The sequence below is a fragment of the bacterium SCSIO 12643 genome, assembly GCA_024398135.1.
In the GTDB taxonomy this organism is placed as follows: Bacteria; Bacteroidota; Bacteroidia; order Flavobacteriales_G; family Salibacteraceae; genus CAJXZP01.
Genome location: CP073750.1, coordinates 2,068,710 through 2,087,524 on the forward strand (window position 1 = coordinate 2,068,710; position 18,815 = coordinate 2,087,524).

19 protein-coding genes and 1 tRNA gene are annotated in these 18,815 nt (G+C 35.7%); 5 read left to right on the plus strand and 15 right to left on the minus strand.

What is annotated here, in order from left to right; translation table 11 throughout:
* Positions 1-48: 48 nt before the first annotated feature.
* The 15 genes from KFE94_08740 to aspS all read right to left on the minus strand — a co-directional run bounded on the left by KFE94_08740 (position 49) and on the right by aspS (position 12,288).
* Positions 49-393: a hypothetical protein gene (locus KFE94_08740; GenBank protein UTW64776.1), complete on the minus strand. Its 345-nt coding sequence runs from the start codon at positions 391-393 to the stop codon at positions 49-51.
* Positions 394-405: 12 nt separating this feature from the next.
* Entirely contained in the window at positions 406-1,824 is a 1,419-nt protein-coding gene (locus tag KFE94_08745; GenBank protein ID UTW64777.1) for a B12-binding domain-containing radical SAM protein, read from the minus strand.
* Positions 1,825-1,902: 78 nt separating this feature from the next.
* Positions 1,903-2,499, minus strand: coding sequence for a hypothetical protein (locus KFE94_08750; GenBank protein UTW64778.1), 597 nt, complete (start codon positions 2,497-2,499; stop codon positions 1,903-1,905).
* Positions 2,500-2,612: 113 nt separating this feature from the next.
* Positions 2,613-2,981, minus strand: a complete 369-nt coding sequence (locus tag KFE94_08755; GenBank protein UTW68243.1) for a VOC family protein — start codon at positions 2,979-2,981, stop codon at positions 2,613-2,615.
* A 170-nt stretch (positions 2,982-3,151) separates the two neighbouring features.
* Positions 3,152-3,970 carry an AraC family transcriptional regulator gene (locus KFE94_08760; protein UTW64779.1) on the minus strand — a complete coding sequence of 273 codons (819 nt, stop codon included), beginning with the start codon at positions 3,968-3,970 and terminating at the stop codon, positions 3,152-3,154.
* 12 nt (positions 3,971-3,982) lie between these two features.
* Positions 3,983-4,492 carry a hypothetical protein gene (locus KFE94_08765; protein ID UTW64780.1) on the minus strand — a complete coding sequence of 170 codons (510 nt, stop codon included), beginning with the start codon at positions 4,490-4,492 and terminating at the stop codon, positions 3,983-3,985.
* A 9-nt stretch (positions 4,493-4,501) separates the two neighbouring features.
* Complete coding sequence (locus tag KFE94_08770) at positions 4,502-5,056, minus strand: hypothetical protein (protein UTW64781.1); 555 nt, start codon at positions 5,054-5,056, stop codon at positions 4,502-4,504.
* Positions 5,057-5,110: 54 nt separating this feature from the next.
* Complete coding sequence (locus KFE94_08775; protein ID UTW64782.1) at positions 5,111-5,506, minus strand: DUF4345 domain-containing protein; 396 nt, start codon at positions 5,504-5,506, stop codon at positions 5,111-5,113.
* A gap of 94 nt (positions 5,507-5,600) precedes the next feature.
* The gene (locus tag KFE94_08780) at positions 5,601-6,458 is read right to left on the minus strand and encodes a helix-turn-helix transcriptional regulator (protein ID UTW64783.1); all 858 of its coding nucleotides are present in this window, start codon (positions 6,456-6,458) and stop codon (positions 5,601-5,603) included.
* Positions 6,459-6,521: 63 nt separating this feature from the next.
* Positions 6,522-6,593: transfer RNA gene (locus tag KFE94_08785), tRNA-Arg, on the minus strand.
* Between the two features lie 52 nt (positions 6,594-6,645).
* On the minus strand, positions 6,646-8,223 hold the full coding sequence (locus KFE94_08790) for an FAD-binding protein (protein ID UTW64784.1): 1,578 nt from the start codon (positions 8,221-8,223) through the stop codon (positions 6,646-6,648).
* Positions 8,224-8,265: 42 nt separating this feature from the next.
* Positions 8,266-9,084, minus strand: coding sequence for a prolipoprotein diacylglyceryl transferase (gene lgt, locus KFE94_08795; protein ID UTW64785.1), 819 nt, complete (start codon positions 9,082-9,084; stop codon positions 8,266-8,268).
* Positions 9,081-10,106 (minus strand): hypothetical protein, encoded by a 1,026-nt coding sequence (locus KFE94_08800; protein ID UTW64786.1) that lies wholly within the window; start codon positions 10,104-10,106, stop codon positions 9,081-9,083. Before KFE94_08800 ends, lgt begins: the two co-directional genes overlap by 4 nt.
* Positions 10,084-10,518, minus strand: a complete 435-nt coding sequence (locus tag KFE94_08805; protein UTW64787.1) for a hypothetical protein — start codon at positions 10,516-10,518, stop codon at positions 10,084-10,086. Before KFE94_08805 ends, KFE94_08800 begins: the two co-directional genes overlap by 23 nt.
* 15 nt (positions 10,519-10,533) lie before the next feature.
* A complete protein-coding gene (gene aspS / locus KFE94_08810) occupies positions 10,534-12,288 on the minus strand; it encodes an aspartate--tRNA ligase (GenBank protein ID UTW64788.1) in 1,755 nt (584 codons plus the stop codon).
* A gap of 230 nt (positions 12,289-12,518) precedes the next feature.
* Here aspS and KFE94_08815 point away from each other — a divergent pair, with 230 nt between their 5' ends.
* The 5 genes from KFE94_08815 to KFE94_08835 all read left to right on the plus strand — a co-directional run bounded on the left by KFE94_08815 (position 12,519) and on the right by KFE94_08835 (position 18,807).
* Complete coding sequence (locus KFE94_08815) at positions 12,519-12,860, plus strand: hypothetical protein (protein ID UTW64789.1); 342 nt, start codon at positions 12,519-12,521, stop codon at positions 12,858-12,860.
* 194 nt (positions 12,861-13,054) lie between these two features.
* The gene (locus tag KFE94_08820; GenBank protein UTW64790.1) at positions 13,055-13,255 is read left to right on the plus strand and encodes a class I lanthipeptide; all 201 of its coding nucleotides are present in this window, start codon (positions 13,055-13,057) and stop codon (positions 13,253-13,255) included.
* A 74-nt stretch (positions 13,256-13,329) separates the two neighbouring features.
* Complete coding sequence (locus KFE94_08825) at positions 13,330-14,547, plus strand: erythromycin esterase family protein (GenBank protein UTW64791.1); 1,218 nt, start codon at positions 13,330-13,332, stop codon at positions 14,545-14,547.
* A 6-nt stretch (positions 14,548-14,553) separates the two neighbouring features.
* A complete protein-coding gene (locus KFE94_08830) occupies positions 14,554-15,666 on the plus strand; it encodes a hypothetical protein (protein ID UTW64792.1) in 1,113 nt (370 codons plus the stop codon).
* A gap of 6 nt (positions 15,667-15,672) precedes the next feature.
* Positions 15,673-18,807, plus strand: coding sequence for a lantibiotic dehydratase (locus KFE94_08835; GenBank protein UTW64793.1), 3,135 nt, complete (start codon positions 15,673-15,675; stop codon positions 18,805-18,807).
* Positions 18,808-18,815: the final 8 nt, after the last annotated feature.

Sequence of the window (18,815 nt, forward strand, 5' to 3'; positions counted from 1 at the left end):
TCCACTGGAAAGGGGAGAGGATAGATACCAGTGTTAAAATTTATTATTTCACTGATGATTTGATAAATCATCAATTTCCTTTTGATTAGGAAGCCATAGCCACATTCCGATGATTCCAAGAAGGAAGATCATTAATGTATTGCTAACTTTTTTCTTTTTTCCAAGGGGTAACTTTTTCCAATTATACCATATAAGATAACCAGTAAAAGAGTAATGTGTAAGACCAATGATCCATAAATCAAGGCTGTTTGAATACATCTGGTAAATTAGCTTTTCATGGGTGAATGAGAGAATAAAATAACCGATTTCAACAATAGTCAGAATAATAAGGATGTTTTTTAAACGATTGATTTCGAGTTTGAACTGGTTTTTTAGGGGGATGAGGTTTTTCATTTAGATGAGGTTCTAAGACAACTTCGGTCGGGCGAACTGATCGTATATACGTTTTTCAATATTAAATCCGAATCGATCTTTTTGAATTCTCCATTGTCCCAGTTTTCTGAGTGGAGCGAGACTCTTTCGTTCTTCTTTCAAATACGCCAGTTTTAAATAGAATTTTAAGTTTTCAAAGAAGGCTTCTTTTTCCCTACTTACCCACGGGCCGGATGAACCGATATAGTCAAATTTGGACCATTCATCTGTCGATTGTGGAAGTTGATATCCATTGGCAACGACATCTTTTGTAATCGCAGATCCTGGATATGGTTTGAAATAAAAGATGGGAGTATCAAACCTCGCACTTTTTGCGCGTAGTTTTTTCACCACTTTTACTGTTTCCGATACACTTTGATCTGATTCGCCCGGAAAACCTACGATAAATGGGAAAATCACGGCAATATCCAATTCCTTGCATTTGTCTGCGCAGTAAAAAACCTGAGTAAGTTTGACATCCTTTTTCATCCAGTCCATCATTTCCTGAGAACCGGATTCTACACCGATCAAGAGACGCCTTAAACCTGCTTTTTTACATAACTCCCAAACTTCAGGAGAGAGTCGTTGCCCTTGATCTGCACGCATGGTAGCCGCCCAGGAGAAATCGAGTTTGCGATTTACAATTTCTTCAGACAATCCTTTGATTCGTTTTTCATAGGTGAAGAAAGTCTCATCCTGGAAGTTTAGATCGGTAAAGCCATATTTCTCTTGATAATAGGATAATTCGGAACCCATTTTTTCAGCAGATATGGCAGAGAACTTTCTTTGAAAAACAAATGGATCTGCACAAAAAGAACACCTAAAAAAGCATCCAACCGATGAGATATAATCGAACTGTCTTTTGTTTTTCTTTTTAAAGTAGGCTTCTACATCAATTAAATCATAATTGACCCGACCGAAAGTATTTACATCTGTAATGGCACGAGGAGGGTTTTGATGGGAATTACCTGCTTTTCTAAACGAAATTCCTTTAATTCCATCTAGAGATTTTCCTTCCTCCAGATGAGAAACCAATTCCGTAAAGGTTACTTCACCCTGTCCCTGAACCGTAATATCTATAAAGGGTTTGTCATCTAATGGTTGTAAAGGAAAAAGAGAGGTATGCCATCCTCCCCAGATAATGGGTAGATCTGAACGGAGTTTTTTGACTTCTTCCGAGACCTTAATAGCATCTGTCAAAGGTGCGCCTGTAATTACCGTAGTGCCAAAACAAACCGCATCATCTAAATGTGGTGTTAAATGTTTAATGGCATTATTAACCATTCTGCCATCCACAATGATCACCTCATATTTACTTTCATCTAATGCTGACCCAATAGCCAATAAAGCCAGGGGCATATCAAAGAAAACTGCTTTTGGATTATATAAGACGACCTTTTTTCGTTTGTTCATTTAGCTGCCAAATCGGATAACAAGTGGCTAAAAGTACATCAATATTTATCCAAAGAGGAAAAGTATTTATTTTTTGTCTTAGCAAGTTTGATGAAAATAAGCATATGTCTTTCCGTCCCAATAGATTTGACCTCCACCCAGATCTGACTTTTCTATTTGTAGAGAAGGGAGGTCCAAAATAAGCTCTCCTTTTTCTCCGGTTCCCGTATTTTCCTCAAGTCCTGGTTCATTGATTTTCTTTCTATTAATCTTCCAGATATCTACATATCCCATGTCATCGGACAGACCATTTTTTATTTTTAATCCAGCACCTAGTATGTAAATTTCTTTTGTGACTCCATGTATAATTGCAAATCCTTTTTTTCCGGTGTTGATTTGTTCAATAGAGAGAGCAACGTCTAAATTTCCATCACCATTAAAATCAGCTTCATGATATAAAGGGTTTAATCGTTTATCAATTTTATATTTATTTAGTAAGGATATCCCATTTAAGACATTACTTTTTAATACCCAATCAGGTAATCGGTCTAAGATGAAATTTGCAGTATCAGAATAGTTTTTTGCATCTAATTTAGTAGTGTAAACAGAATCAATAATCTTATCGAGAACAATTTTAGTGTGATTTACATTTTCAGTTTTTAAAGGGATCGAACCCGTTAAGATTGTAAGTCCCAACAGTAAAATTGTAATAAAGCTATACATTAAGGAAAAATAAAAATAGAGACTAAAAGTACATCAATATTTATCCAATATGAAAGTTAATTCCGCCTTGAAATGGGTTGATAGGATTAATTGGGTGAGTGCAATCCCATTTTATTTCCTTCAGAGTCAATAAATATAGCGAAGTATCCGCTTTCATCCGCATGTGGTGTTTTAGGGATTATAATTTGACCTCCATTGTTTTCAACTTTGTTTAGTGCAACTTGAAGATCATCCCCACCATTGATATAAATCGTTACACCACTTGAAGAAGGAACATAATCTTCTCCTTTGACGATAACACCGGTGACCATTTGACTTTCGTAAGGCAAAAGTCCCATCTCCATTCCTGGGAATTCCATTTTCTCAATTTTTAAATCCAGAATTTCTTCGTAAAATTTAATGGCCCGGGTCATATCGGTAGCTGGGATTTCAAAAATGGCAATGTAGCTGTTCATATTTTTGGTTTTTTGGTTGTGATTTAATTCTGAATGGGATGGTGCATTAGGTGTGCATGCAGTAATGAGTACTGTGGCTGCGATAGCCATTCCTTTTATAATTCGCATAGCATGTTGTTTTATGCAAAATTATTTTGGAGGGTGAAGCGAAAATTGTAAAAATGCGACAACTAATCTTTGGAGTAGAGGAGGGAAGACAATGTGAAATTTTTATCTGTGTAAAACTGCTTGGGACTTATCCCGGTAAAATCTTTAAAGTCTTTGATAAAGTGTGCCTGATCATAATATTCACTTTCATATCCTATATCAGTAAGTGTTTTGTTGTCGTTTAATAGTGCTTTTAAAGTTTTTTGGAAACGAATGGCTTTGCACAATTGTTTTGGACTGGTACCTACAAGTGTGGTGAATTTTCTTTCCAATGATCTACGTTTTCCAGGGTCGCTTTGAAGTGTGTCTTTAATGCTCAGTGCACCGTTGGTCTGTAATATTTTATCAATGGTAGATGCTACAAGGTCTGGAATATTAATATGCTCTTTGAGTAGACTAAATAAGAAATCTTCCAGGAGTAAAATCCTTTTGCTGGTATCTGTTGCGTTTTTAATTTTTTGCTCAATTTCAATTACTTTTTTTTCTTCGAATAAAGTTTTTAATGGGGTATCCTTATCTGCCAGATCGTTCATAGAAACAGAGGTGAAATATGAAAAAGCACCAGGATGGAACCGAACCGCGAAAGACGCTACTTTTCCGGTAGGTTCTACCCACATAGGCTGATTTATTTGTCCAACTATAAAAGAACTGGGTTGCAATAAATATTGGTTATTGGGTAGGATTCTATGGATGTCATCGCCTAGATTAAAAATCATCTCCATACACCCGTCTGAAAGTACTTGCTGTCTACCCTTGGGTACTTCTTTAGGAATCTCCAATGTCCAATAGCATTTTACAAGTGCCTTTAATTCTGAATGGGAAGGATAGGTGTTGTATTCCATTTTGAGTGTTTTTTATGAATTAGAATTTTTTGTTAGAAAGTAATAAGAAAAGCCATTGAAGGCTAAGATCACCAGAACAAAGCCAAAAGTTGATACGAGATGATCAATTGTAAGTATTGCCGCTAAACACAATGTGGTGGTGATAAGATTAATGATATAGTGGACGATGGGTTTCCAGTACGGAATCTTATTTGGAAATCTTGATTTGAAAATGTTAATGGTGAATAGCGATAGTGTGAACTGGATAAATAATACCGGAATGAATGACCATGGGTCACCGGGATACTGTACACCTGATTGAATCACAAACTCATCAAACATCAATTCTTCTTTCTGCATTTCCGGAGAAAGATCTTCCAGTGTTTTGTCAGACATCCCTGTGGGTGAAACGAAAAGGAGTTTGAAAGAGGGGCGATGTTTGAGAAATATATACGGTTCGTAAAACTCATCATCTCGAAATACACCAGTAAATAAAACAGTCATGAGTAAAGAAAATATGGCTATACCGTAGTTGATTTTCATGTGAATGTTTTAAATACTCTGTGGAAAATTCAACATACATTTAATTACCATGAAAAGTGTTAATACACCAAGGCCAAATAAAACCATGGCTTTCCTTTTTTGAAGTAGTTCATGTTTGGAAAGCATTCGTAAAATCATCCATAGCAAAAGGACGATGATGATAGATATGAAGATGGTAGCAAAAGAGATACTGGTCCAATTTCCGGAGTGCCATCTGGTCCAAATAGAGGGTTGAAGTCCGTTACGATTTATGGCAGAGCTCCAATCGGTTTCTAAATTAAAAGTATCCAATTGATGGTTAATTTCGTTGTAAATAAAGAAACTGCGATTGTTTTCATCATAATCCGGGCCGTATGTTCCGATGATATACGATTCATAAAAGTACCATTCTTTTAATCCTTGTAACACAAAACTATCCTGAACAATTAGTGTTTTTGGTCCCCAGTTATCGCTGATAGAGTTCCCTCCAGGAGTTTCTGCTTCCCAGTCTGTCCAGGCAATAGCTTGCGCACTAAAGGCGCAAAAAACCAAAATGGTTGCTAGAATGATTTGGAGGTTTTTCAAGCTGTTTTGTCTTTTAATTATCGGCCTCCAAGTTAAACTTTGTTTTAATACAATTTAGTATTGAGGTGTTTCTGTTTTATAAAGCAATATCAATGCAACTACTCCAATAAACAGTTCTCCAATCATAGCATAAAAAAGACCTTCTGCTGGCATGCCATCCAGTGTTAAACTGATCAACCTTCCAATACTATACGAAAGGAAGAATAGGGAGGTAATCAAAAGAGAAATGGATTTCCAGTTTTTTCTAAAAGCGCCTATTAAGATTATCAAACTTGCTGATAAAATGGCTGTCCCTGGAGCTCTGGTTTCACTAAAGTGACTGGCATTGCTAATAATAATGTTAGATTGTGCTTGTAGTTCAACCGGGAAAAATACTAAGCTAATACCCACATAAAGGCCAATAATACCGGATAAGACTAAAAAGCCTGTGACTACTTTTGAATAATTCATTTTGATAAAATTTAAGAATAAGTGATATGTCAAAAGTATTGGGGTGATGAGCTGGAGATTTGTTTGAAAAGAATTTTAATTTGTTTGAAAAGACCTATTTTAAGACTTCACTTGGTCTACAACCATATTGCTTGTAAAACGCATTGGAGAATGAACTTACACTTTCATAACCAATAAACCAGGCGACTTCTTGAACGGTCATTTCTTTGCCGTTTAGCAATTGATATGCCCTTTGTAACCTTTGTGTTTGAAGGTATTTAAACATCGGAACACCAAATATTTGTTTGAAGTTTCGTTTCAGTTTATTGCTGTTAATTCCTATGAGTTTTGATAATTCGTTCAGAGATGGAGGGTGATTCATATTCTCGACTAAAATCTCTTTGGCTTGATGAATTTTCTTTATTTCATCCGGGTTAATTTCTGACCTTGAACCCAACTCGATTTGTCCGAAATAGTGCGATAATAATTCCAGAACCTGACTTTTAAGAAATAGTGCACGTGCGGAGTTTTGTAGTGGGGTTTCAAAAATTTTGGAGACAGCCTGATGCATTTCCGGAATCATCAATATTTGATGACCTATTTCAAAACTCTTATTTGAATTCAATAGTGGTTTTAGATGATGAAGGTATAAAGCGTTTTTTTGAGAAGATTGTTTTTTAAGGTTACGAAGCGTTATAAATACACTTACGCTATGCAGAGGTGCCGACTGGGATATTTTATGTGAAAATCGAACGCCTTGGTCTCCATAAAAGGAAAGTGCCATTCCTTTTCTACTTTTCAAGGTTTGCAACTCGTTTCCATATCTCACTTCAATATCTACATGACCAGATCCGTAAAATGAAATACCGACAATGTGATCATCAAATTGACATTGAAATAATTCAGCTTCCTGAGCATCAGTTTTGTCAATTAAGACAATAAAATCATCAATTTCAATAATGTCCGTTGTCATCTGGTTGATATACTTATTTGAGTTAAGTGAGTGGCTTTGTGGTTATCATTCTCTTTTTACTTGTAGCTTCGCCAGGAATCGAACCTGGATCCTAGGTACCGGAAACCCATATACTATCCATTGTACTACGAAGCCTTTATCTGCCACGAAATTAAACAGCTTTTTTAAAAGCACTAAGAATTACGACTTAATTCTTTGGTGAAGCAGATTGTTTTATAGAAATAGCTTGAGCTACCCGGATTCCGTCTACAGCTGCCGACATAATCCCGCCTGCATATCCTGCACCTTCACCGGAAGGGTAGAAGTTTTTGATTTGTTGATTTTCCAATGTTTTTTCATCTCGCGGAATCTTAACCGGAGAAGAAGTACGCGTTTCTACACCAACAATCTGCGCATCGTTGGTTAAATAACCCTTCATAGATTTCCCCCAGGTTTTAAATGCACCTTGAAGTGGACGAGAAACTTCTTCAGGAAGTAGTTGCCTCATGTTTGTAGAAGTCAACCCGGGAATATATGAGGTGTCATTAAGTGAATTGGAGAATTTACCACGAACAAAATCCTGAAGCCTTTGAGCTGGAGCACTTTGCGTTTGATTCGCCATTTCAAATGCCTTTTGCTCCATTTTTTTCTGATATGCTACCCCAGCAAGCGGACCATATTCTTCAATGAAGGGTTTGTATTCTTTTTTCCCAACTTCAACGACAATACCTGAATTGGCATATCTGGAATCACGTGTAGAGGTAGACATTCCATTGACGACAATCTCACCAGAATCTGTCGCTGCAGGAACAATGAAACCACCCGGACACATACAGAAGGAATAAACGCCTTTGTCCTGTACTTGAGTTACCAAATTATATGCTGCAGCAGGAAGATTGCGATCACGCTCTAAGCCACAATGATATTGAATAGAATCAATCGTTCTTTGCGGATGTTCCACACGAACACCCACTGCAATATTTTTAGGTTCTATTAGAATACCTAATTCATGGATTTTTTCAAAAATATCTCTGGCAGAATGCCCAGTCGCTACAATCACCGAATTACCGATAAATTCTGTCCCATCCTGAGTTATTACGCCTTTCATTTCATTTTTAGAAATGATAAAATCAGTTACCCGGGTATTGAAATGAACTTCACCTCCTGATGCAATGATCTGTTGACGGATATTTTTAATGATTTTTGGAAGTTTATTCGTTCCAATATGCGGATGGGCATCATATAAAATGTTTGGATTGGCTCCAAAAGCTACCAGGGTTTCCAGTACCTCAAGAACATTTCCCCGCTTTTTAGATCGCGTATATAATTTCCCATCAGAATAGGTCCCAGCACCTCCTTCTCCAAAGCAGTAATTGGAATCCGGATTGACAATGTGTTTGCTATTCAGAGCATTTAAATCTTTTCTTCTCAGACTCACATCCTTGCCGCGTTCCAATACGATTGGACAAAGATTATGTTCAATGAGCTTTAATGCCGCAAATAACCCGGCAGGTCCGCTTCCCACAACTATAACCTTAGATCTGGATGAAACATCAGGATAGTCTCTCAGATAGTTTTTTTCTTTAGGGGCAGGTTCGTTGACATAAACTTCCAGACGTAAGCGAATTAAAATACGTTTTTTACGCGCATCAATAGACTTTCTTAAAGTTGCAATATGATTGATTTCCGATGGATCAACTTGAAGTTCTTTCGCAACAACTTTAAGAATTGCATCTGAATTGTTTGCAGCTGCTGGAGATAAAGCAATATGAACTTGTTGAATCATGAATAATCAATTGTAATGAATTCCTAAAGAGCAAAGCAATTTCTAGGCTTCAGCTAGTTTTTTTGATTTAAATGAATTCCAAATAAAATATAACCCAATAATGACTACCGGAATACTCAGTAGTTGTCCCATGTTTAAGGTATAAGCATCTTCAAACGCTTCTTGATTTTCTTTGACGAATTCCACAAAGAATCGGAAACCGAAAACCAAAACCATAAACATTCCGAAAATAAATCCACGTTGTTCGCCTTTGTTATATTTCCAGTAAGCCTGATATAGAATAACGAATGAAATTAAGTAAGCCAATGCTTCGTAAATCTGGCTTGGATGACGTGCAATGCCGTCTCCCAAACGAGCAAATTCTACCGCCCAGGGTAAATCTGATGGTTTTCCAATAATTTCTGAATTAAAGAAGTTTCCTAATCTTACCAAAGCACCACCAAACGCGATAGCTATTACAGAGCGATCTAGAATCCATAGTAATGGTTTTTTCGAAACGCGATGAGACCAAATCCATAGTGAAAGAATTACACCAATAATGGCTCCATGACTCGCTAGTCCACCTTCCCATATTTTTAAAATGCTTCCCAGGTTTTGAGAATAGTAGTCCCATCCGTAAAAAAATACATGACCCAATCTTGCACCTAATATGGTGCCGATTAGCACAGTTAGGAATAATGAATCTACCCATTCAGGTTTTAAATTTTCATTGGCAAAAATCTTTTCCTCGATTTTAAAGCCTACCATAAACGCTACAGCAAATAAAACCCCGTACCATCTTGGGTGGATGGGTAAATTTTCGAATAATGATGGGAAAATTTCCGGATTTACATCCCAAACAATTGTAGCTAATGTCATCATTGATCTTCGAGTATTACGTTATTAAAATTGGGCTTGCTAGTGTCGTTTACGATATTTTTATATAAAAACTGTTGAATCTCTGCATCAGAAATTAAGCTTTGTAATGTATCCAACATCCAATCCTTATCTGCAACAATTGTAGAATCCAAAGCAATAGATTTAGCCTCATAGAATCGAATATAATCTTTGTATTGAGCAACTGTAAATAAACTATCTGTAAACTGAATATGACGATATACATCTGCTTTGGTCTTTATTTTTCCTGCTCTGTTTTGAACGTAGTTTTTAATAAACTCATAAAACTGTGGATTATTCAATGCATTGGTGTCATTAACGTTTAATGATCCTGTAGATTGATAAAAATGCCTGGATATCGGAACTTCTGTTGAGGTTCTCATCATTGGATAAGCTTCTAAATAGGAAGCCATAAAATATAAGTTGGTCAATGCTTCTTGTTGCATAAAGTACTTACTCCCGGTTGGGTGATTGGCGATGTACATCACTAACATCGTGTCCATTTTCCCGCGAAGTTGATTCACCTCTTCAAGAAAATCATCTTCGTTGTAAGAATAATACTTTGAAGAATTGGCAATAAACCCGGCATGGGCTATATGACGATCAAATAAATATCTGGACTCATATTTTAGTTTCCCAGAGAAATCTGGTTTTTCAGATGGTTTTTGGGCGTCAAAATCTAATGATAAACGTTTGCCCGTTTGAATGAAATAGAGTTGTTTATTGTGATCGTATTCTAAGAAATAATAGCCTTCTTGTAAATCCATAGGTTCTACAAAAATCCCGTTAGAGTCAACGGTGATTTCTTTCTTGAAGTCTGGACCTTTACCTTTAACAACATCTATTGGTGAAGTCAGGCTATAAAACAATAGTGTCGAATCCTGGAGGTTATGAATCTCTGCATCCACACCATTTTTTACAGGTTTTTCTTTGGGAGTTGAGGAACATGAAGTTATTCCTAATATGAAGATAGCCAGGATGACCCTAGAGAACAGTGAATTCAGCATAAAACGCTCCTCCGTTTGAAGTTCCGGTTACTTTATAATATAATCTTCCATTTATGTACACGCCTTCAATATCATCAGCTAAAGTGTAAAGCCCTTTAGCATTATGAATATTGCTCAATGTGAGATTGTTTGATGTTCCAGAAATTGAACATTCAAAGGAATCACCACCCTGAGCATCGACTCGAATTAATTTCTTATCAATTCTACTGACTACCAAATTGATCTGACTTGAAAAGTTGTCCTGCGGATGTGTAGCATAATTAACTACGTAATTCCCATCATAAGGTCCCACAATATTTCCCGTAAGATCCGGATCTACGGTAATTGTTGGTGGGGGTTGACATCCGGTACTTGGAATAAGTAGAGCGCCTAAAAACAAGACCACTCCAAGTAATTTAATAATGCGTATCATACTAAAGCTTTAATGTTATTCTTGATCAAGAACTTGAACCTGTAAAGATAGTTCTTCCAATTGTTCCTCAGAAATCACAGAAGGAGAATCAATCATGATGTCTCTTCCGGAATTGTTTTTTGGGAATGCGATAAAATCACGTATAGATTCCTGACCAGATATTACTGCGGCAATTCGATCCAATCCAAAAGCGATACCACCATGAGGAGGTGCTCCATATTCAAAAGCATTTAATAAGAATCCGAATTGCTCTTCAGCTTCTTCTTTGGTAAACCCTAACGCATCAAACATTTGACTTTGAATTGTTTTATCGTGGATTCTGATTGAACCACCGCCCAGTTCAACGCCATTGATCACCATATCGTATGCATTGGCATATACATTTTTTGGATCTGTTGCAAGTTTGTCCATGTCTTCAGGTACCGGAGAAGTGAATGGGTGGTGCATTGCGTGATATCTTTGGCTTTCTTCATCCCATTCTAACAGTGGGAAATCAACAATCCAAAGAGGGGCAAAACCTTCATTACGTAAACCTAATCGATCACCCATTTCTAAACGTAAAACGTTCATGGCGTTTTGGGTTTCATTCAGTTTACCAGACATAATTAACATCAAATCACCAGGTTCAGCATTATCTAATGCGCCCCATGATTTTAAAACCTCAGGAGTGTAAAATTTATCTACAGATGATTTTGTTGTGCCGTCTTCATTGAACTTCACCCAAACCAACCCTTTGGCTCCAACCTGAGGGCGTTTCACAAAATCTATAAGTTTATCTAATTCTTTTCGAGAGTATCCGGCACAACCTTTTGCTACGATACCAATTACGGATTCTGCTTCGTCAAATATTTTGAAGTCGTGTCCTTTGGCTAAATCCGTTAAATACTGGAATTGCATTGCAAAACGAATATCCGGTTTGTCAGAACCATATAAACGAATGGCATCGTCATATTTCATTCTTGGGAACTCCGGTAAATCTACATTCTTAAGTTGTTTGAACAGGTGTTTCGCCAATCCTTCAAAGGTTTGTAACACATCCTCTCTTTCTACAAATGCCATTTCACAATCAATCTGTGTGAATTCAGGTTGGCGATCTGCTCTTAAATCTTCATCTCTAAAGCATCTTACAATCTGGAAATAACGATCATAACCACTGATCATTAAAAGTTGTTTGAAGGTTTGTGGAGATTGAGGGAGTGCATAAAATTCACCTGAATTCATTCTGGAAGGAACGATAAAATCACGTGCCCCTTCCGGAGTAGATTTGATAAGGTATGGTGTTTCAATATCCAGGAAGTTTCTGCTATCTAAGAAATTCCGTGTTTCCAAAGTCAGCTTGTGACGTAAACGCATATTTTCTTGAAGAGGAGATCTTCTTAAGTCCAGATATCGATATTTCATTCTGATCTCTTCGCCTCCGTCTGTTTCATCTTCGATTGTAAATGGAGGTAAAGCAGACGCATTTAAAATCTCAAGTTTTTCAACCTTAATTTCGATATCTCCGGTAGGCATGTTTTTGTTTTTGCTGGACCTTTCAATAACCTCACCAGTAATAGAAATCACAAATTCGCGACCTAATTTACCTGCCTCCTGACTTAATTCTTCATTATCCTCAAGGTTAAAGGCAAGTTGTGTAATACCATAGCGGTCACGCAAATCAACAAATGTCATTCCTCCTAATTTACGGGAACGTTGTACCCATCCAGAAAGGGTAACATTTTGACCAATATTGCTGATGTTTAATTCTCCACAAGTGTGCGTACGATACATGATTGTTTCTATTTTGATAAACGAATGAAATCGAATATTAAGATTTTCAAAGCGTGCAAAATTAATGGATTTTATGTATCATGTAAGCAAGGGAGAAAAAGAATAGAATACAATTAGAATTATTTAGCAATAATGATATTGGATCATTCGTTTTTGATGTTAAATTTGTTAATTGTGACTAAATATTTAATCTGCTACTAACTAAATAGCAAAAACTATAAACACTACCTATGAATCAGTTGAAAGAACTTGAAACCCTTTGTGCTGTCCATGATGTTGTACGAAAACGTGTAAAAGGGACTGTATCTCAAATTGCAAATCATATAGGAATCTCCAGAAGTTGTTTCTACAATTATTTAGAAAGAATTAAAGATATGGGTGGGAATGTAGGTTATTCCAGAACTTCACAGTGTTTTTATTATGAAAATGAATTTTTTCTGAAGGTTCAAATAGAAACGAGCGAGATGAATTATGTGATTGGTGGGAGAAAAAAAATAAAGTCCATGAACTTTGGACGGAAGGAATATATATTTGGGTCACCAAAAGAGGATAACCTTTCTTTTGGGAGTTAACGAGAACAAGCAACAACCAAAAATTGTTTCAACATCTTGAAAGAAAAAGGAAGTGCGGCAACACTCCCTTTTAAGACGCATCAAGTCAGGCTTGCCGGCTATGATTACGTGTGCATATCAGCAACTGTAGGGTGCCGAAAATGCAGAGGCAAAGGTATTTTTATTTTTAAGAGTAGGCCAAATAACTTATAACAATGAAAAAGTTAAAATTAACCGGAAAGTTATCTTTGAATAAAGAGACTATTTCAAAATTAAATGATGAGCAAATGAATGATGTAAATGGTGGTAGAGGTAGCGGTAGTGATCGCTTATGCTCAAATATTCCATGTGCAACTACAGGATGTCCATCTATTGGAATAGTTTGCGAGCCAATTACTCCACGAATTAGTTCTTAATTATAGAATTTTTTGAAAATAGGTTGGTGTATTTAACACCAACCTATTTTCTTTTTTATTTAAACCATCTATTTATGAAGAGTGTATTAGTATTTGTAGTTTTCATTCACTTAACCATTCAGGCTTTTTCCCAGATTTATGTAGACACACTGGTAAATCAGATGTATAAAATATCTGATTGTGATAGCCATTTAATATACTCAGAAATTGCTAAAATCGTAAAGGACAAAAGAATTGTAATACTGGGTGAAGCCGGCCACGGTGATGGCGGTGTTTTTGAATTAAAATCAGGTTTGATTAAATATTTAGTTGAAAACCATGGATTTAACACTGTGGCTCTGGAAGGAGCAGGATTCTTTGATTTCCAGTATATCCAGAATAATGTACCAGAAGTTGAAGGAATTCAAAGAGCGTATTTGGGTTGGGCTCCAATGTGGAAAGATGCTAAAGAGACTAGCGTATTAAATAAGCTTATAGAAGAAGGAAAAGTAAAGGCTTTTGGAATGGATTCGGAAATTAGTTACGGAGCTAGTTTGTTGCCTTATTATTTGAGTAAAATGTATTCATTCGATGGGATCGATATGGATAAACTCTATAAGCTTAACCGTAGATTATATAGGCAAGACAGTACATTGTCAGCCGAAGATTATAGAATGATTGATTCATCCTATATCGAGATTAAAAAAAGATTAGATACTATGACAATTGCCATGGATGTAAAGGAAATACTGTTACAGTCTGTGGATAATGCATTAGCACTTTCAGAAGAATATCATATTGTATTTATTGATAAGGATATGAGAGATTATGGAATTAATACAAGAGATCAACAAATGGCTAATAACATTATGTGGTTTCTTGAAAGAAACCCGAATGCTAAAATGATTATTTGGACGGCCAGTTTTCATGGCGCTACTAAAATTAAGGATATTGTATATGATGAAGAAGATCCTAAACTATATGATTTGTATGTCACTTTGGGAGAACATTTAAAGGAAAAATATAAAGAAGGAGTATATTCAATTGCCTATACTTCCGGAGGTGGAGTTGCGGGAATGTACTTAACCGGGCAGGAATTTCCTGTTGATCCATTTGAGGAAACATTAGAAAGTCAATTATATCAAAAACCCATATGTTTTGGATTTCTAAATTTCAATGGGTTGAACCTAAGTGAATCTAAACAATATCAAAGTATTCTTATGGGCTACAGATTAAAAAAAGGAATCTGGCAAAATGCGTTTGATGGGATTTTTTATTTAAGAACAAATCATGCAACCTCACGTAGAAAATAACCTTATATGGAAGATAAAAGTAATTTAATTGATGAAATTTTCGAAAAGGTCGTTCGGTGGCATTTAAATCCAGAGAACAAAGATTATGGTCTTCTAACAGGGAAAACAGGCGAGTGTGTGTTTTTTTATAATCTATATACAAAGACTGGGGAGGCCCGATTCATGGGGTATATAGGAGATTTTATTTCTGATGTGGTTTCTAATCCAGAAAAAATATTTAATAAGGTCACACTTTGTGATGGAGCTGCGGGTTTTGTTTGGTTTTTAAAATTTTTACAGCGAAATAAAGAGATTGAAAGTATCTATGATGTTATCGATAAGGATTTAACGAATTTTCTCTTTGAGTCTGCGGAAAAACAGTTTGATCGTGGGAATTGGGATTATATGCATGGTGCGTTGGGTATAATCTTGGCCTTAGCAGATGACGAACCTAGATTTATACATTTAATGGAAGAAAAACTTCTAAGTCTTAAAAAAGAAGATGGAGGCGGTTTTATATGGGAATCTGAGATGTATGGAGATAAAATTAATTTGGGAATTGCGCATGGTTTACCAAGTATCGTTTACTTTCTAGGGAAGTACAGAGAACATTTAACTAGTATAGATTCGATGTTCATTGATACGATATTGACTTCGGTGACGAACTCTAAATTGGGACATGGTCATACCAGTTTATATCCCTCTTTTATGGGAGACGATTCCGTTTCAAGGTTGGGATGGTGTTATGGTGATATTTCTATTGGTTCCTCTTTATTAGATGTTAGTAAGCTAAATAAAAAAGCAGAAAATATTCTTTTAGAAACCGCCAGACATTCTATGTCCAGAAAAGATAAGTCGGATACGTTAATTGCGGATTCATGTATTTGTCACGGAACTGCAGGAGTAGAATTGATATACAATAAGTTTTATAAAAACTATACAGATCAAGGTTTTAAAGATTTTGCTCAGTATATGAATGCGGAGACGGGCAATTTATTACGGAAAAATAATTTTAAATTTTTTGATAGATATTCATCGGAATGGATGGAGAATTACTCTTTACTTGAAGGATTATCAGGGGTGGGTCTGGTATTGCTGGGAGTAGATAATGGATGGGATGAATGTATAATGCTAAGTTAACTCTATATGAAATTGGAATTTGACAAATCATTAATCGTCAGGTCTCCATTATTGTCATTTAAAGAATCTTTAACCTTAAATGATTTAAAGAGTCTGTTTAATGATACGGTAATAATGGAAGCAATATTTCTTTCATCACCTGATCTCTACAATAGAATAAATGATTGGAAAAGTGGTTGTGATTTTTCCAAAGATGATGAGGGGAAATTGATAAACACCATGGTGAAATATGCGAGTAGAATGAATTCTCGATGTACACCATTTGGACTGTTCGCAGGATGTGTGGTTGCTACATTTTCTGAGTATACTGATATGAAGATTCATTCAGGGGCCAAAAAAAGAAGTACCAGATTGGATATGAATTATACGGGTGCGTTGGCGCAAAAAATAGCTAAAGAAGATTATATCCTGCCCAATTTAAAGTTTTACCCAAACACAAGTTTATATCATATAGCCAATAAATTAAGGTATGTAGAATATTACTATAAAGGGAAGTCTCGCATACATCAAATATCATCTGTGGATAATTCTATTTATCTACAAAGAATAATTGATAAATCACAATCAGGGGCAACAAGAGTAGAGTTAATCGAGGAGTTGATTGATGATCAAATATCTTTTGATGATGCAGCTGAATTTATTCATCAGGTTATAGAGTCTCAAATTTTGGTTAGTGACCTGGAACCTTGTGTCACTGGGGAAGAGTCGCTTGATCAAATTTTAAGTGCTTTGTCCAAAATGGATAAAGTCAGTAATAGTGTGCAGTTACCAGGATTGATCTTAGAATTAAATGATGTCAAAAGTAAATTAGCAGATTTGGACACCCGTACAGGGAATTTATCGGGAAGATATTTAGAAGTTCAAAAACAATTGGATTCGTTTAATATACCTATTGATAATGGAAAACTTTTTCAAACGGATCTATATCATATGCCGGTTGACTCTGAAATGACGATCACCAAAAACATTCAGAATCAATTACGAAAAACGATCGAAGTACTTAATTATTTAACCCCGTATCAAGAGAGTAGTAATTTAAAGGATTTTAAATCTAAGTTTAAAGAGAGATATAATGATCAGGCGGTTCCGTTATTAAAAGCTCTTGATTTGGAATGGGGAATTGGATACGCACAAAATTCCGTATCCAGTGGAGAGGTTAATCCATTGATTAATGATTTGTTCTTACCGAAATTGGAGATACGAGAATCTCAAATAAAATGGGACCCGGTCCAAGAGTTTTTGCTGACAAAGCTGAATAAAGCACTCAATGAAAATAAGAAAGTTGTTCAGGTTGAGTTAGGTGAAGTAAGGCATTTAAAGAAACTTAACTATGATGATTTGCCTTTGACATTTTCTGTGAAATTTAGACATCTGTATAAAAAGGAAAGATCCGATTATTTGAAGATCGATAGTATTGGAGGTTCCAGTGGAATAAATCTATTAGGCCGGTTTGCATCATCAAATCAGCATATTGAAAATATTGTGGATGATCTGGCAAAGCATGAACAGAAAAAAACAAATGCAATAATTGCAGAAATTGTACATCTACCAGAAAATCGAGTAGGCAATATTTTAATGCGCCCATCTTTTAGAGATTATGAGATTACCTATTTGTGTAATTCCAGTTTACCTCTGGAAAGACAAATAAAAGCAAGTGATATTTTGGTGTCTATTGTGAATGATAGAATAGTACTTCAGTCAAGAAAAGATGGAAGAGTTATTGTGCCAAAGCTTGGAAATGCGCATAATTACGCTACTAATTCGATGCCTGTATATCATTTTTTATGTGATGTGCAAAATCAAGGATTGAGAGGTGCGTTGGGGTTTTATTGGGGGGTGTTATCAGAACAATTTAAATTTTTACCAAGAGTAGAGATTGGAGATGTTGTGGTTTATCTGGCAACTTGGAGTTTATTAAAAAAAGACTACCAGGATTTATGCGATAATCCTCAGAGCATTTCTATATGGCAAGAAAAATGGGGGGTTCCCAATCAAATTTTGCTAACCGATGGTGATAATGAACTCTATGTGAACTTAAAAGATACTTTAAGTTTAAATATGTTTTTATCAGAGATAAGAAAGCGAACATCTATCAAATTTGTTGAGTTTCTTTTTAAATCTGAAAACGCGATAATCAAAGATGAGAAGAACAATTCTTATACGAATGAATTGATAGCAACGGTTAAGCGAAAGGTTACTGATACAAATGCTGAATTGGCTGTAAATCCCCATAAAGGGTCGGATGAAAAAGGAGTAAGTCATTTTAATTTGGGATCGGAGTGGTTGTATTATAAAATTTATACAGGAACTAAAACTGCAGATATGATTCTGACAGATGTGATCAAGCCATTAGTCGAATTTCTAAAACAAAAAAAGTGGATTGATTCATGGTTTTTTATCCGTTATGCAGATCCCGAACACCATCTTAGATTAAGATTCCATTTACCTGAAATAGATAAATTGGGATTGGTGATTTCTAAATTTAATGAGTCTTTCGAAGAATATGAAAACAATGGATCGATCTGGTCTATAAAAAATGATGTTTATGAGAGGGAAAACTCAAGGTATGGCTATAACTCTATTCACATAGCGGAACAAATATTTCATTGGGAAAGCGAGTGTATAACCGATGTGATTGCTCATATTGAAGGTGATGAGGGGGAAGAGGTGAGATGGAAATTTGCGGTAAGAGCAGTGGATGACCTTATTGATATTTTTAAATATACTCCTGAAGAAAAAAGAGATTTCATGGAGTGGTTAAAATCAGCTTTTGCAGAAGAATTCGGTATGGATCGATTCCTAAAAAAGCAAATGGATAAAAAGTTTAGGGAGCATCGGAATTTGTTAATTGAAGTATTAGATCGGAGTAAAGATCAATACTCAAATCACAAGACTTTATTAGAATTATTATCCAGAAAGAGAATGTTCTCACAGGGGTTGGTAGATGAGTTGTTGGAGATGCAACGTAACAATGAGTTGCACGTGAATATGCATGAATTATTGGCGAGTTTTATTCATATGCTGCTGAATAGATTATTTAAAAGTAAACAAAGAGTACATGAAATGGTTGTGTATGACTTTTTGTGGAGAACCTATCGTTCAGAAATAGCAAGACGAAGTAAGATTAAAGAAAGTGTATAACAAAGTGT